Genomic DNA, 14,923 nt, shown 5'->3' on the forward strand with positions numbered 1-14,923 from the left:
CCTCGTAGCGGTCCCCGGCCTGGACGAGGCCGACGCCGGCCGGGGTGCCGGTCATGATGACGTCGCCGGGCAGCAGGGTGAAGGCGTGCGAGACGATCGAGACCAGCTCGCGGACACCGCGGATCATCTGGTTGGTGTTGCCGTCCTGGCGCAGTTCGCCGTTCAGGCGGCCCTGGATCTGCAGGTCCTCGGTGTCCAGTTCGGTTTCGATCCAGGGGCCCAGCGGGGCGGAGGTGTCGAAGCCCTTGGCACGGGCCCACTGCAGGTCGGTCTTCTGGACGTCCCGGGCGGTGAGGTCGTTGCCGCAGGTGTAGCCGAAGACGACGTCGTCCACACGCTCCTCGGGGACGTCCTTGCAGATCCGGCCGATCACGACGCACAGTTCGGCCTCGAAGGAGATCTCCTCGGAGAACTCGGGCAGGACCACGGGGTCGTTCGGGCCCACCACGGAGGTGTTGGGCTTGAGGAACAGCAGCGGCTGGGCGGGCACCTCGTTGCCGAGTTCGTGGGCGTGCTCCACGAAGTTGCGGCCGACGCCGACGACCTTGCTGCGCGGGATGATCGGCGCGAGCAGGCGGACGTCCTCCAGCTGGTGCTTCACGGAGGTCCGTTCGACGCCGTTGAAGAAGGGGTCGCCGTGGATGACAGTGATGACCTCACTGCCGGGCTCGCCTTCGACGATGCCGTAAAGGGGATCAGAATCAACTACAAACCGGGCGATACGCATGCGCCCTAGCCTACCGTCCGCGCAGGTAGTCCAGCTGCGCGGCGACGGACAGTTCGGCGGCGGGCCGGACGGAGGGGTCGACGGCGGCGTAGACCGCGTCGGCCACCTCCACGACGCCGGCGTCCCCGCCGAGTTCGGCCAGGGCGGACCGGATCTGGGAGAGCCGGTCCTGGCGGTGGTCGCGGTAGGCCCGGACGATCGTGTCCAGCGCGGGGAGGATGGGCCCGTGGGCCGGCAGGACCGTCGCCGGGCCGATCCGCTCCAGCCGGTCGAGCGAGTCGAGATAGTCCCCCAGCCGCCCGTCGGGGTAGTCCAGCACCGTGGTCCCGACGCCAAGGACGGTGTCGCCGGTGAGGACAGAACCGTGCTCGCCGTCGCCGGGGAGATGGAAGCAGACGGAGTCGGAGGTGTGGCCCGGCGTCGCCAGCACCCGGATCTCGACGCCGGCGGCGTGCAGCACCTCACCGTCGGCCAGCGGTTCGGCGCCGTGGCAGTGCGCGGGGTCGGCGGCCCGCACGGGGGCACCGGTCAGCTCCGCGAACCGGGCGGCCGCGGCCGTGTGGTCGGCGTGGCGGTGGGTGATCAGGATCAGTTCCACCGTCCCGGCCCGGCCGAGCGCGGCCAGGTGCTCCTCATCCAGCGGGCCCGGGTCCACCACCACGACGGCGGAGGCCCCCGGGGCCGAGAGCACGTACGAGTTGGTCCCGTGCAGGCTCATCGGCCCCGGGTTGGGCGCCAGATGGAAGGCGGTCAGGTCGGTACTCCGGACCGGGGCCCGGACGTCGTCATGGATCACAGTCCCATCTTCCCACCGCGCCCGCCCGGAGGGCAGGGCCGGAGTGCTTACGCCAGGCGGGTCAGCCAGCCGTGGGTGTCCTCGACCGTGCCGGTCTGAATGCCGAGCAGCTGTTCGCGGATGGCCATAGTGGTCTCGCCGGCCTTGGCGTCCTCGGAGCCGATGAACTCGGTGGCGTCCTTGAGCACGCCGATCGGGGTGATCACGGCGGCGGTGCCGCAAGCGAAGACCTCGGCGATCTCACCGGAGGCCACGCCGTCGCGCCACTCGTCCAGGGTGATCTTCCGTTCGGTGACCTCACGGCCCATGTCGCGGCCCACCTGGATCACCGAGGAGCGGGTGACGCCCTCGAGGATGGTGCCGGAGAGCGCCGGGGTGACCAGGGAGCCGTCCTTCATCACGAAGAAGACGTTCATGCCGCCGAGCTCCTCGACGGCGTTGTCGTTGAACTGGTCCAGGAAGAGCACCTGCTTGCAGCCGTTGGCCTCGGCCTCCTGCTGGGCGATCAGCGACGCGGCGTAGTTGCCGCCGCACTTGGCGGCACCGGTGCCGCCGCGGCCGGCGCGGGCGTATTCGCGGGAGATCCAGATGGAAACCGGCTTGAGCTCGCCGCCGAAGTAGTTGCCGGCCGGGGAGGCGATCACGCGGAAGGAGACCTCGCGGGCCGCCCGGACGCCCAGGAACGCCTCGGTGGCGATCATGAACGGCCGCAGGTACAGGGCCTCGCCGTCGCCGGAGGGAACCCAGTCACGGTCGACGGAGACCAGTTCGCGGATGGCGGCGAGGAAGTATTCCTCGGGCAGTTCCGGCAGTGCGAGCCGGCGGGCGGACTTGTTCAGCCGGGCGGCGTTGGCCTCGGGCCGGAACGTCCAGACGGAGCCGTCCGCGTGGCGGTAGGCCTTCAGGCCCTCGAAGATTTCCTGGCCGTAGTGCAGGACCGCGGCGGAGGGGTCCAGCATGATCGGACCGTAGGGTTCGATCCGGGCGTCGTGCCAGCCGCCTTTGCCCTCGGCGTCGACGCTATAGTCGACGATCGCGGTGTGGTCGGTGAAGTAGTCGCCGAATCCCGGGTTCGCCAGGATGGCTGCGCGCTCTTCCGCGGACTTCGGGGTCGCCGAGAGCCGCTGCGCGAATTCGACGCCATGGGCAGTCTGGGTCATGGTTCCTCCATGGTCGGCTGCCTGGCGGTGTGAACGTGGTTCATCCTCGGACCACGGCAGCAAATTGGTGAGTCGAAACTAGCTTACGCCCGGGCGTCAGAGGGCGGCCGCGATGGCGTCGCCGATCGCCGCCGTGCTGCGGAAGCTCCCGTCGCGGGCCTCGACGTCGGCGGTCACGGCCGCCTCGATCCGCCGCGCTGCCGCGCCGTAACCGAGGTGGTCCAGCAGCAGGGCGGCGGAGAGGATCGCGGCGCTCGGGTCGGCCTTCTGCTGGCCGGCGATGTCCGGGGCGGAGCCGTGGACGGGTTCGAACATCGACGGCGCGGTGCGGTCCATGTTGATGTTGCCGGACGCGGCCAGGCCGATGCCGCCGGTGATGGCCGCGGCGAGGTCGGTGAGGATGTCGCCGAAGAGGTTGTCGGTGACGATCACGTCGAAGCGGGCAGGGTCCGTGACCATGAAGATGGTGGCGGCGTCCACGTGCAGGTAATCGTGGCTGACCTCGGGGAACTCCTGGGCGACGGCCTCCACGGTGCGCTTCCAGAGGTGGCCGGCGTAGACCAGCACGTTGTGCTTGTGCACCAGGGTCAGCTTCTTGCGCGGGCGCTCGTTGGCGCGGCGGAAGGCGTCCCGTACCACGCGCTCGACGCCGTGGGCGGTGTTCAGCGAGACCTCGGTGGCGACCTCATGCGGGGTGCCGCTGCGCAGGGTGCCGCCGTTGCCGACGTACGGACCCTCGGTGCCCTCGCGGACCACGATGAAGTCAACCTCGCCGGGGTTGGCCAGCGGGCTGCCGACGCCGGCGTACAGCTTGGAGGGGCGCAGGTTCACGTAGTGGTCCAGGCTGAAGCGGAGCTTGAGCAGCAGTTCGCGCTCGATGATGCCGGACGGGATCCGGGTGTCCCCGGGAGCGGCGCCGACGGCGCCGAAGAGGATGGCGTCGCGGCCGCGCAGGTCCGCCAGGGTCTCTTCGGGCAGGGTCTCCCCCGTGGCCAGCCAGTGCGCGGCACCGAGGTCGTAGTGGGTCTGCTGCAGCACGATGCCCTCGGCCGAGGCGGCCTTCTCGAGCACCTTGAGGGCTTCGGCTACGACCTCGGGGCCGATGCCGTCGCCGGGGATAACGGCCAGGTCGATCGTGGATTCGCTCATACCTTCAGGGTAGTGACGGCATCCGCATGCTGGGCAATCCGTCTCAAAATACGAACACCCCCGGCGGCGTGCCGGGGGTGTTCGCGGAGTTCGGGCCCGTGGCTCAGGCCTCCGCGGGCTCCTCGTACTTCGGGAAGACCGGAGCCGGCGCGGGCAGGGCGGTACCGGCCTCGATCGGCGTGGCCAGCGCGGCGAAGCTGCGGGCCTCCCCCTCGGGCTGGCCCAGGCTGTCCAGGATGGCGCCGGCCCCCGTCGGCATCACCGGCTGCGCCAGGATGGCGACGTTGCGCAGCACCTCGAGGGTGACGTAGAGGACCGTGTTCATCCGTTCGACGTCGGTCTTCCGCAGCACCCACGGAGCCTGCTCGGCGAAGTAGGCGTTGGTGTCGCCCAGGACATTCCAGATGGCCTCCAGCGCGCGGCTGAATTCCTGCTTCTCGAACGCGGCCCGGGCGGTCGCCAGCAGGGCCCCGGCCTGCCCCAGCAGGGCGGAGTCCTCGGCGCTGAAGGCGGCCGGGACGGGGACCTTGCCCTCGCAGTTCTTGGCGACCATGGACAGGGACCGCTGGGCCAGGTTGCCGAAATTGTTGGCCAGGTCCGCGTTCATCCGGCCCACGATCGCCTCGTGGTTGTAGTTCCCGTCCGCCCCGAAGGGGACTTCCCGCAGGAAGAAGTACCGGACCTGGTCCAGGCCGTACTGAGCGACGAAGTCCGCCGGCGCCACCACGTTGCCGAGCGACTTGGACATCTTGACGCCGTTGTTGTGCAGGAAGCCGTGAATCATGATGCGCTTGGGCAGCTCCAACCCGGCGGACATCAGGAAGGCTGGCCAGTAGATGGCGTGGAACCGGGAGATGTCCTTGCCGATCACGTGCACGTCGGCCGGCCAGTACTTCTTAAAGGATTCGGAGTCGAGGTCCGGGTAGCCGACGCCGGTGAGGTAGTTGGTGAGCGCGTCCACCCACACGTACATGACGTGCCCGTCGCTGCCCGGGACGGGGACGCCCCAGTCGAAGGTGGTCCGGCTGATGGAGAGGTCCTCCAGGCCGCGCTTGACGAAGCTGATGACCTCGTTGAACCGGGACTGCGGCGCCCCGAACTCGGGGTGTGCCTCGTACAGGGCCAGCAGCTTGTCCTGGTAGGCCGAGAGCCGGAAGAAGTAGCTCTCCTCGGCGGTCCAGGTGACCGGCGTGTCCGTCTCCCGCGAGTAGCGGAGGCCGTCATCCTTGACCACGGTCTCGTCTTCGCCGTAGTAGGCCTCGTCGCGGACCGAATACCAGCCCTCATAGTTGGACAGGTAAATGTCCCCGTTCGCTTCCATCTTCTTCCAGATGGCCTGCGACGCGGCGTAGTGGTCGGCGTCCGTGGTCCGGATGAAGCGGTCGTAGGAAATGCCGAGGGCCGCATGGGCGGCCTGGTAGATCTCCGCGTTCCGGTCGACCAGTTCCTTGGGCGAAATGCCTTCCTTCTCGGCAGCCTGGGCGATCTTCATCCCGTGCTCGTCGGTCCCGGTAAGGAAGAAGACGTCGTAGCCGTCCAGCCGCTTGAACCGTGCCATCGCATCGGTGGCGATGTATTCGTAGGCGTGGCCGATGTGCGGCACGCCGTTCGGGTAGGTGATGGCGGTGGTGATGTAGAACGGGGGCTTTTCGGAAGGCGTCACGGGTTAAACCTAAATCAGTTCGGTGAGGGTATCGCTCTGGCGGACAAGTTCGTGGTCATGTGAAGCGACCAGCACGGCGATGCCGTCCGAGGTGGTGTCCTTGAGGATGCTGATGATGCGGTTGGCCGAGGCCCGGTCCAGGCTGGCGGTCGGTTCGTCCACCACGAGCACGCGCGTGCCCAGGATCAGCGCACGGGCAATCGCCACGCGCTGGCGTTCACCGCCGGAGAGCTGGGCGGGGCGGTGGCGCATGCGCCGGCCCAGGCCCACCAGGTCCAGGAGGTCCTTGGCCATGTCGCGGCGCTGTTCGACCTCTCCGTCGGGGACGGCCGGCAGCAGGACGTTTTCCAGCGCGCTCATGCCGTCGATCAGGGCGCCGCCCTGGTCCACGTAGCCGATCAGCGCGCGGCGGCGGTCGGCGATCTCGTCGTCGCCCATGGTCTCCAGCGAGTCGCCTTCCCAGAAGACCCGGCCCGACGTCGGCAGGGTCAGGCCCGCGCCGACGGTGAGGATGCTGGTCTTGCCGGAGCCGGAGCGGCCGGCGACGCAGTGCATCTCGCCGGCGTGCAGGGTCATGTTGAAGTCGTCCACGACGTTGACCGCTTCGGCGCCGTTCTTGCCGCCGCCGTAGTGGATGGTGATGTTGCTCAGCTCCAGCGGCGTGGCGTGGTCCGTCGGCCGCACGATCGTGTTGGCGCGGGTCTTCTGCGCCGCCGCACGGCGGGTGCTGGTGGTCATCCGGTCGTGTGCTTCCCGGTCAAGGTTCAGCTCGTTGGTCATTGGACTACTTTCGTTGCAATCGGGATCCAGCAGAGGACCGCGACCAGGCCGGCGACGGCGGCCCAGAGTGCGGCGTAGGGGGCGAGGATGAGGCCCACGCCCAGGGCACCGAGGACGCCCAGGGGCAGGGCGATGGTTCCCACCATGGCATTTTCGAAGAAGCGGACCTGGCCCAGCATGTCCGGGTTCCAGCCCATCGCCTGCAGCGTGCCCAGGTACTGGCGCTTGGCGGCGAGCTCGAACCGGCCGGTGACCATGGTCAGCAGCAGGCCCACGGCAACCCCGGAGATGCCCAGGATGATGCTGGGCAGGGCGATGCTGGCGGCGGCCACGCCGCTGAGGGCGCTGGCGCCGGCGGCGCGCGGGATGTCGATCAGCAGGGCGGCGAGGCCGCCCACCGCGGCGCCGAAGACGCCGACGGCGATCGCCAGGGAGCCGGTGTTGAACTTGTTAGTGCTCAGCTGCCGGCTGGCGAAGGTCAGCGGGGAGTCGACCGGGATGAGCCGCTCGTCATGCTGGGGTTCCTGGTCGATCACCTCGCGGTGGCGCAGCTGCTGGGCGGCGAAGAAGGCCGCGGCGCAGTAGAGCACCAGGACCGAGGCGGAGACGATCGCGGTGGCGGGGTTCCAGCTGACCAGGCTCAGGATGATCCCGGCGGCGGCCAGCGCCGCGGCGCCGACTCCGAACTCGGCCAGCACCCAGGTGCGGATCCGGCGCTGGGTCCAGCCCATGGCGCGCAGGGTTCCGGCCTCGCGGCGGCGCTTGCGGACGTAGCTGACGGTGGAGGCGCCGGTCAGCAGGGCGGCCCCGCAGAGGGTCAGGAACAGCAGGGTGAGGTTGGTGCCCGAGAGCGAGCCGGTCACGGCGTCGGCCGCGTTCTGCCGCACCCACGACTGGGTGACGGTGCCCAGCGGGGATTCCTTGCCGGCGTCGTCCTTGGAGTAACCGGGCACGAAGATACTGGCGTCCTCGCGGGCGGAGCCTGCCACCACGGTGGCCTCCAGGCCCATGTCCCGGATCTGGTTGGCGAGCTTCTCGACCTCGGGCTGCGCCTGCTTCCAGGTGCCGTCGACCTGGGCGCGGACCCGCACGGCGTCGATGACGGAGGCGTTCTTATCGTAGCCGCGGGCGGCGGCCAGGCCGTAGTAGTCGGTGATGGCGCCGGCGGACTGGCTCACCAGGCCCGTGGCGCTGAGCGAGGGCTTCAGGGCGGTGGGGGTGGTGTCCTTGCCGGAGCCGTCCTTGGTCAGGGTCATCGGCGTCGGGTCGTAGCCGCCCAGCGGGAGGCGGTTGACGTCGCCGGCGGCCTCCTGGACCTTGGCCGGATCAAAGGTGCCGTAGACCATGGGCAGCGGCGTCGCCGGCTTCTTGCCCGTCTGCAGGTTCTCCCGGTAGGAGCGCTCGTCCACCGGGGTGCGCTGGGTCTGGTCGACGGCGGCACCGTTGGCGCCCTTCTCGGGGAGCCGGTTCACGGTGACCCATTCACCGGGGACGGCGGACTTTTCGACGGCGCCGTTGCCGGCGGTCTGGCCGTCCTTGTACTTGGGCGCGGTGGCGAAGTCGGTGCTCCAGATGGCGGGGTTGTAGAGGCCCTGGCCGAAGCCGCCGGTGTCCCCCATCAGCGAGCTGAGGTCCTTGGAGCCGGGCCAGGCCAGGTCGAACGGGGCCTTCGAGACGAACGGCAGGTAGTCCTTGTCCAGCGACCGGGTCACGGTGCCGACGTCCTTGGTGACGTTGCCGGCGTTGTCGATTTCCTCGATCTTGACCGAGTACTTCAGGTCCAGGGAGGTGCCGGAGCGGACGATCAGCGGGATGGCCTGCGAGTCGGCGGTGAGCTGGCCGGCGTTCTTGGCCTGCTGGTACTGGGTCATCAGGGGCGCCCAGTACTTGAGCTTCACGCCCAGGAAGTCGGGGCCTTCCTTGAGCTGGTCCATGGTGATGCCGCTGGTGAAGAGGCTCTCGAAGTGGCGGCCGATCGCGCCGGCGTCGCGGGCGTCGGCGGGCGGGGCCTTCTCCAGGGGTGCCAGGAAGTCGCCGGCACCACCCAGCAGGGCGCGTTCGGCGACGGGGTCGACGGCGACAACGGACTCGGTGACCTGCGGCGCCAGGGGCAGCGCCACGGAGAGGTTGAAGAGGGTGTGTTCGGAGCCGCCGGCCGGGGCCGGGAACTTGATGCCGGTCTCCCCCGCCGGGCCCGCGATCCGGACGTTCTTGCCGCCGGCGACCTGTTCCTCGACCAGTTTGCCCTTGCCGAGGGTGCCCTCGGCGGTGGTCTTGAACAGCGTCTGTTCGCTGGAGCCGTTGGAGCTGACGGCGCTGGCGGTCAGGCGGTACTTCTTGGGGGTGTCGCTCAAGACGGACTGCGCGGCGGGCCACTTGGAGGGGTCCGTGGCGGTGGGGTCACCGGCGGTGCCGGCGAGGCCGGCGTTGTAGCCCAGGTAGTCGGTGGCGTCGAGGCGGGGTGCCTCCAGGTTCTGCGAGACGCGCGAGACCAGGCTGATCGGCGCGGCGACGGAGGTGCCGGAGAGCTTCCGGATGGCGTCGAGCTGGTCGAAGCCGATGCCGCCCTGGCCGGTGGCGATGTCCGGCTGCATCAGCGCTCCGGACGAGCTGGGCTTGGCCTGGACCAGGATGTCGTAGAGGCCGCGCGAGTTCTGGTCGACGGTGCGGTTGAGCGCCGCCTGGGACTGTCCCTGCACGAGGACGGACAGGCACATGGCGACGATCAAAATGGACGCGGTCAGCAAAAGCACTCTGCTTCTGATGAACCTTTGGACGGCGTTCATTGGGCTCCTGAAAGCTGGATTGCGTGCACACGCCGCTGTTCGTGTCCGCGGGTTCTCGGCGCGGATGAGAAGGCTTCCCCTGCCGGGCGTGCAAAAGTAAAGGCCGGTCTGCCGGCCACATCCTGGAATCGGACGTAGCTATTGTACGCAGACCGGCCGGTGGTTCCCGGACGCCTGCGGCGGACGCGCCGCCGCAGGCAAACCGGTAAGGGTGCTTAGTCCTCGAGGTCCACTTCGCGCACCATCTCGGCGCCGATGCCGGCCTTGATGGCGTCGAGGACCTGCTGGGGCACGGAGCTGTCGATGGTCAGCAGGGCGAGCACCTGGCCGCCCTCGGCCTGCCGGGCCACCTGCATGCCGGCGATGTTGATGTTGTTCATGCCGAGGATGTGGCCGATGGTGCCGATCACGCCGGGGCGGTCCGAGTAGGCGACCACCACGAGGTGCTCGCTGATCGGGATTTCGACCTCGAAGCCGTTGATGCCGACCAGCTTCTCGATCTGCTTGGGTCCGGTCAGGGTGCCGGCCACGGAGATCTGGCTGCCGTCGCTGAGCGCCCCGCGCAGGGTCAGGACGTTGCGGTAGGACTCGGTGTCCGGGGTGGTGATCAACCGGACGTTGATGCCGCGCTGCTCGGCGATCACCGGGGCGTTGACGTAGGAGACCTGCTCGGTGACGACGTCGGCGAAGATGCCCTTGAGCGCGGCGAGTTCGAGGACCTTGACGTCCAGTTCGGAGATCTCGCCGGCGACCTCCACGTCGAACTGGGTCAGCGACGCGTGGGTCATGGCGGTGAAGATCCGGCCGAGCTTCTCGATCAGCGGGATGCCGGGGCGCACGTCGGGGGCGATCACGCCGCCGGCGACGTTCACGGCATCCGGGACCAGCTCGCCGGCCAGGGCCTGGCGGACGGACTTGGCCACCGAGACGCCGGCCTTCTCCTGGGCCTCGTCGGTGGAGGCGCCCAGGTGCGGGGTGACCACCACGTTGTCGAGCTTGAAGAACGGCAGGTCGGTGCTTGGCTCCTTGACGAATACGTCGACGCCGGCGCCGGCGATCTCGCCGGACTCCAGCGCGGTGTAAAGGGCTTCCTCGTCCACCAGGCCGCCGCGGGCGACGTTGACGACGTACGCGGTGGGCTTCATCTTCCGGAACGCGTCGGCGCCGAGCATGCCGACGGTCTCCGGGGTCTTGGGCATGTGGATGGTGATGAAGTCGGACTGGGCCAGCAGCTCGTCCAGGGTCACCAGCTGCACGCCGAGCTGGGCGGCCCGGGCGGAGGTGATGTAGGGGTCGTAGGCGAGGATCTTGGTGTCGAAGCCCTTCAGCCGGGCCGCGACCAGGGCGCCGATGCGGCCGAGGCCTATGATGCCGATCTTCTTCTCGAACAGTTCGGTACCTGTGTACTTGGAGCGCTTCCACTCGCCGTTCTTGAGCGCCGCGGAGGCCTGCGGGATGTGGCGGGCCAGGCTCAGGATGTGGCCGACGGTCAGTTCCGCGGCGGAGACGATGTTTGACGTCGGGGCGTTGACCACCATGACGCCGGCCTGGGTGGCGGCCTTAATGTCCACGTTGTCGAGTCCGACGCCGGCGCGGGCGATGACCTTGAGGTTCTTTGCCGCGGCGATGGCCTCGGCGTCGACCTGGGTGGCCGAGCGGATCAGGATCGCGTCCACGTCGGCGATCGCCGAGAGCAGCTGGGAACGGTCGGCGCCGTCGGTCTGGCGGATCTCGAAGTCCGGGCCGAGGGCCTCGACTGTGGCGGGCGAAAGTTCCTCGGCGAGGAGTACGACAGGTTTGGTGCTTGTCACCGGTGACCTCTTTAGCTCTCTTGTATTCAGGTGGGGATTTTGGTGAATCGATGGTGCGGGTAAACAGATGGTGCAGGTAAACACAGGGAAAGCCGGACCCCCGTTGCGGGTGTCCGGCTCCCCCTGCCGGTCAGTTCCCTAGCGGGCGACTGATCCTTCGGTGTAGTCGTCTTCGTTCTTGATCCAGGAGAAGAGCTTGCGCAGTTCCCGGCCGGTGGCCTCGATCGGGTGGTCCTCACCCTTCTTGCGAAGTTCCTTGAACTCCGGTGCGCCGGCGTCCTGGTCATCGATGAACCGCTTGGCGAAGGTGCCGTCCTGGATGTCCTTGAGGACGGCCTTCATGTTCTCCTTCACCTCGGGAGTGATGACCCGCGGGCCGGAGACGTAGTCGCCGTACTCGGCGGTGTCGGAGACGCTCCAGCGCTGCTTGGCGATGCCGCCCTCGACCATCAGGTCGACGATCAGCTTGAGCTCGTGCAGCACCTCGAAGTAGGCGACCTCGGGCTTGTAGCCGGCCTCGGTCAGGGTCTCGAAGCCGTACATGATCAGCTGCGAGGCGCCGCCGCAGAGGACCGCCTGCTCGCCGAAGAGGTCGGTTTCGGTCTCTTCGGTGAAGGTGGTCTCGATGACGCCTGCGCGGGTGCCGCCGATGGCCTTGGCGTAGGACAGGGCCAGTTCCTTGGCCTTGCCGGACGGGTTCTGCTCGACGGCGATCAGGTCCGGCACGCCGCGGCCGGCCTCGAATTCGCGGCGGACGATGTGGCCCGGGCCCTTCGGGGCGACCAGGGCGACGTCGACATCGGCCGGCGGCTGGATGTAGCCGTAGCGGATGTTGAAGCCGTGGCCAAAGAACAGGGCGTCACCGGCCTGCAGGTTCGGGGCGATGTCCTCGGCGTAGACGTGGCGCTGGACCTGGTCCGGGGTAAGGACCATGATCAGGTCGGCCTCTGCGACGGCGTCGGCGACGTTGAGGACGCGCAGGCCCTCCGCCTCGGCCTTGGCGCGGGACTTCGAACCTTCCTTGAGTCCGACGCGGACGTCAACACCGGAATCGCGCAGGCTGAGGGCGTGGGCGTGGCCCTGGGATCCGTAACCGATCACGGCGACGGTGCGGCCCTGGATGATCGACAGGTCGGCGTCGTCGTCGTAAAACATTTCAGTCACTGGGGTGTCTCCTTATTAATGGATTCGTGGGGTGTTGTCTGTGAATTCGTGTGGCGCTGTGCTGCAGGTGCGGCGCGGCCTACGCGGAGCGCAGGGCCCGGTCGCTCATCGAGCGGGACCCGCGGCCGACGGCCAGGGTGCCGGACTGCACGATTTCGCGGATGCCAAAGGGCTCCAGCACCGAGAGCAATGCCGTGAGCTTGTCGGGGTGGCCGGTGGCCTCGATGACGACCGACTCTGTGGAGACGTCGACCACCGATGCGCGGAAGAGGTCGGCTGCCTGGGTTACCTGCAGCCGGGTTGCGGCGTCCGCCCGTACCTTGACCAGGATGTGGTCGCGCTGTACGGAAGATTCTGGGGTGAGCTCGACGATCTTGATCACGTTGACCAGCTTATTCAGCTGCTTGGTGACCTGTTCGATCAGCTCGCCGTCGGCGTCGACGACGACGGTCATCCGGGAGATGCCGGCGACCTCGGTCGGGCCGACGGCCAGGGAGTTGATGTTGAAGGCGCGCCGGGCGAAGAGGCTGGCCACGCGGGTCAGCACGCCGGGCTTGTCCTCGACCAGGACGGAGAGTGTGTGGCGGGTCATGGTCAGTCCTCTTCTTCCCAGTCCGGGGTCATGTTCCGGGCAACCTGGATCTGGTCGTTGCTCACTCCGGCGGGCACCATCGGCCAGACCATGGAGTTGGGGCTGACGACGAAGTCGATCACCACGGGACGGTCGTTGATTTCCAGGGCCTTCTGGATGGTCGCGTCGATGTCCTCGTCGCGTTCGCAGCGCAGGGCCGCGCAGCCGTAGGCGTCGGCGAGCTTGACGAAGTCCGGGATGCGGACGGTGTCGTGGCCGGTGTTGAGATCCGTGTTGGAGTAACGGCCCTCGTAGAACAGGGTCTGCCACTGGCGGACCATGCCCAGGGAGGAGTTGTTGATGACGGCGACCTTGATGGGGATGTTGTTGATCGCGCAGGTGGCCAGTTCCTGGTTGGTCATCTGGAAGCAGCCGTCGCCGTCGATCGCCCAGACCACGCGGTCCGGGTTGCCCACCTTGGCGCCCATCGCCGCGGGCACGGCGTAGCCCATGGTGCCGGCGCCGCCGGAGTTCAGCCAGGCGTGCGGGCGCTCGTACTTGATGAACTGCGAGGCCCACATCTGGTGCTGGCCCACGCCGGCCACGTAGACGCCTTCGGGGCCGGTCAGGGCACCGATCCGCTCGATGACCCGCTGCGGAGCGGTCAGGCCGTCCTCGGGTTCGGTCCAGCCGAGCGGGTAGGTCTCCTTGAGGTTGTTCAGGAAGGCCCACCAGTTGGCCAGGTCCGGGGTGCCGGAGGCCTCGAACTGCAGACGCAGGGCTTCGCTCAGTTCGGGGATGATCTCCTTGACCGAACCTACGATCGGCACGTCCGCGGTGCGGTTCTTGGAGATTTCAGCGGGGTCGATGTCCGCGTGGATCACCTTCGCGTTGGGAGCGAACGAGGAGAGGATGCCGGTGACCCGGTCATCGAACCGGGCGCCGAGGGTGATCAGCAGGTCCGACTGCTGCAGGGCGGTAACGGCCGAGACCGTGCCGTGCATGCCGGGCATGCCGACGTGCTGCGGGTGGGAGTCGGGGAAAACGCCGCGGGCCATCAGGGTGGTGACCACGGGGGCGCCGGAGAGCTCGGCCAATTCCCGCAGCTCCGCGGAGGCGTGGGCCTTGACCACACCGCCGCCGACGTACAGGACCGGCTTCTTGGCGGCCGCGATCAGGCGCGCCGCCTCCCGGACCTGCTTACTGTGGCCGCGGAGCACCGGGCGGTAGCCGGGCAGGTCGATCTTCGGCGGCCAGGAGAAGGTCATCTCGGACTGCTGGGCGTCCTTGGCCACGTCCACCAGGACCGGGCCGGGGCGGCCGGTCGAGGCGAGGTGGAACGCCTCCGCCATCACGTGCGGGATGTCGTTGGCGTCGGTGACCAGGAACGAGTGCTTGGTGATCGGCATGGTGATGCCGACAATGTCGGCTTCCTGGAAGGCATCGGTGCCGATGACTCCGCTGGAGACCTGGCCGGTGATGGCCACCATCGGCACGGAGTCCATGTGGGCATCCATGATGGCGGTAACGAGGTTGGTGGCACCGGGGCCGGAGGTGGCGATGCAGACGCCCACCCGTCCGGTAACCATGGCATAGCCTTGCGCGGCGTGGCCGGCTCCCTGTTCGTGACGGACCAGGACGTGATTCATCCTGGAGGCCATCAAGGGGTCATAGGTGGGCAGGATCGCGCCACCGGGCAAACCGAAAATGTCCTCGACGCCGAGTTCTTCGAGTGCGCGGACGATTGCTTGCGAGCCGGTCATCACCGTCGGGGGTACGACGTTGTTCGGCCCAAGGACGGGAGAGGCAGCAGCATGCTCGACGACGGCGGTGTCGGCCGGTCGTTCGACGCGTTCCGGAGCTTTGTGCGCTCCAGCGGACTTCGTAGCCATCAGCGAGGGGCTGATCGGCGATCCTTTGCTCATCGGACTCTTCCTTAGGTGGATCTTCGGGTGGATCTACAGTGATCGTGTGGTGCTGGCGGTACGGGTGGAGCGGAAATAAAAAAACCCCTCAGCCTGCCGGCTCTTCGAGGGGTTTGCGCGTGACGGTTCGTTACCAGTGGAGGCTATGAGGCCACGCGCTTGGTAAGGACGACGGATACACCTGCAGCAATGCCGGCGGTAACGATTGCGGTCATGCGTTCAGTTTTCCCTCTGAGCGAGACGGGTGTCAACGAGGCCGCCGCCTGTCTCACTATTTGGACACCATTGTCCACCTGCTGAACGTGCTACTCCCCCTCCGCGACCCGATCGCGATAGGCGGAAGGGCTTAATAAGGGGGATTCCGAGGGCCCCTGGGGTTCCGGCGCCCAGC

At 68.1% G+C, this 14,923-nt stretch carries 11 protein-coding genes; all 11 read right to left on the bottom strand.

Annotation, left to right across the window (positions count from 1 at the left end):
• The coding region (locus AB0305_RS20225) for a fumarylacetoacetate hydrolase family protein (RefSeq protein WP_366173823.1) at positions 1–727 on the bottom strand (727 nt) is incomplete at its 3' end.
• Positions 728–737: 10 nt separating this feature from the next.
• Positions 738–1,523, bottom strand: a complete 786-nt coding sequence (locus AB0305_RS20230; RefSeq protein ID WP_364134908.1) for an MBL fold metallo-hydrolase — start codon at positions 1,521–1,523, stop codon at positions 738–740.
• Between the two features lie 47 nt (positions 1,524–1,570).
• Positions 1,571–2,683, bottom strand: coding sequence for a branched-chain amino acid aminotransferase (locus AB0305_RS20235; RefSeq protein ID WP_364134905.1), 1,113 nt, complete (start codon positions 2,681–2,683; stop codon positions 1,571–1,573).
• Between the two features lie 96 nt (positions 2,684–2,779).
• Positions 2,780–3,832, bottom strand: a complete 1,053-nt coding sequence (locus AB0305_RS20240) for a 3-isopropylmalate dehydrogenase (RefSeq protein WP_364134902.1) — start codon at positions 3,830–3,832, stop codon at positions 2,780–2,782.
• Positions 3,833–3,935: 103 nt separating this feature from the next.
• Positions 3,936–5,495: a methionine--tRNA ligase gene (gene metG, locus AB0305_RS20245; protein WP_364134899.1), complete on the bottom strand. Its 1,560-nt coding sequence runs from the start codon at positions 5,493–5,495 to the stop codon at positions 3,936–3,938.
• A 9-nt stretch (positions 5,496–5,504) separates the two neighbouring features.
• On the bottom strand, positions 5,505–6,233 hold the full coding sequence (locus AB0305_RS20250; RefSeq protein ID WP_290257870.1) for an ATP-binding cassette domain-containing protein: 729 nt from the start codon (positions 6,231–6,233) through the stop codon (positions 5,505–5,507).
• Positions 6,234–6,271: 38 nt separating this feature from the next.
• The gene (locus tag AB0305_RS20255; protein WP_364134896.1) at positions 6,272–9,061 is read right to left on the bottom strand and encodes an FtsX-like permease family protein; all 2,790 of its coding nucleotides are present in this window, start codon (positions 9,059–9,061) and stop codon (positions 6,272–6,274) included.
• 215 nt (positions 9,062–9,276) lie between these two features.
• Positions 9,277–10,872: a phosphoglycerate dehydrogenase gene (gene serA / locus AB0305_RS20260; RefSeq protein ID WP_364134893.1), complete on the bottom strand. Its 1,596-nt coding sequence runs from the start codon at positions 10,870–10,872 to the stop codon at positions 9,277–9,279.
• A gap of 138 nt (positions 10,873–11,010) precedes the next feature.
• On the bottom strand, positions 11,011–12,036 hold the full coding sequence (gene ilvC, locus AB0305_RS20265; protein WP_364134890.1) for a ketol-acid reductoisomerase: 1,026 nt from the start codon (positions 12,034–12,036) through the stop codon (positions 11,011–11,013).
• Between the two features lie 79 nt (positions 12,037–12,115).
• Positions 12,116–12,628 carry an acetolactate synthase small subunit gene (ilvN, locus tag AB0305_RS20270; protein WP_290257479.1) on the bottom strand — a complete coding sequence of 171 codons (513 nt, stop codon included), beginning with the start codon at positions 12,626–12,628 and terminating at the stop codon, positions 12,116–12,118.
• 2 nt (positions 12,629–12,630) lie between these two features.
• The gene (locus tag AB0305_RS20275; protein WP_364134887.1) at positions 12,631–14,532 is read right to left on the bottom strand and encodes an acetolactate synthase large subunit; all 1,902 of its coding nucleotides are present in this window, start codon (positions 14,530–14,532) and stop codon (positions 12,631–12,633) included.
• Between the last annotated feature and the right edge of the window lie 391 nt (positions 14,533–14,923).

This window comes from Arthrobacter sp. NPDC080086, from assembly GCF_040702285.1.

Excerpts from the sequence above, each read along its gene's own strand:
- AB0305_RS20235 (WP_364134905.1), bottom strand. The coding sequence starts at position 2,683 with ATGACCCAGACTGCCCATGGCGTCGAATTCGCGCAGCGGCTCTCGGCG.
- AB0305_RS20240 (WP_364134902.1), bottom strand. The coding sequence starts at position 3,832 with ATGAGCGAATCCACGATCGACCTGGCCGTTATCCCCGGCGACGGCATC.
- AB0305_RS20250 (WP_290257870.1), bottom strand. The coding sequence starts at position 6,233 with ATGACCACCAGCACCCGCCGTGCGGCGGCGCAGAAGACCCGCGCCAAC.
- AB0305_RS20255 (WP_364134896.1), bottom strand. The coding sequence starts at position 9,061 with ATGAACGCCGTCCAAAGGTTCATCAGAAGCAGAGTGCTTTTGCTGACC.
- ilvN (WP_290257479.1), bottom strand. The coding sequence starts at position 12,628 with ATGACCCGCCACACACTCTCCGTCCTGGTCGAGGACAAGCCCGGCGTG.
- AB0305_RS20275 (WP_364134887.1), bottom strand. The coding sequence starts at position 14,532 with ATGAGCAAAGGATCGCCGATCAGCCCCTCGCTGATGGCTACGAAGTCC.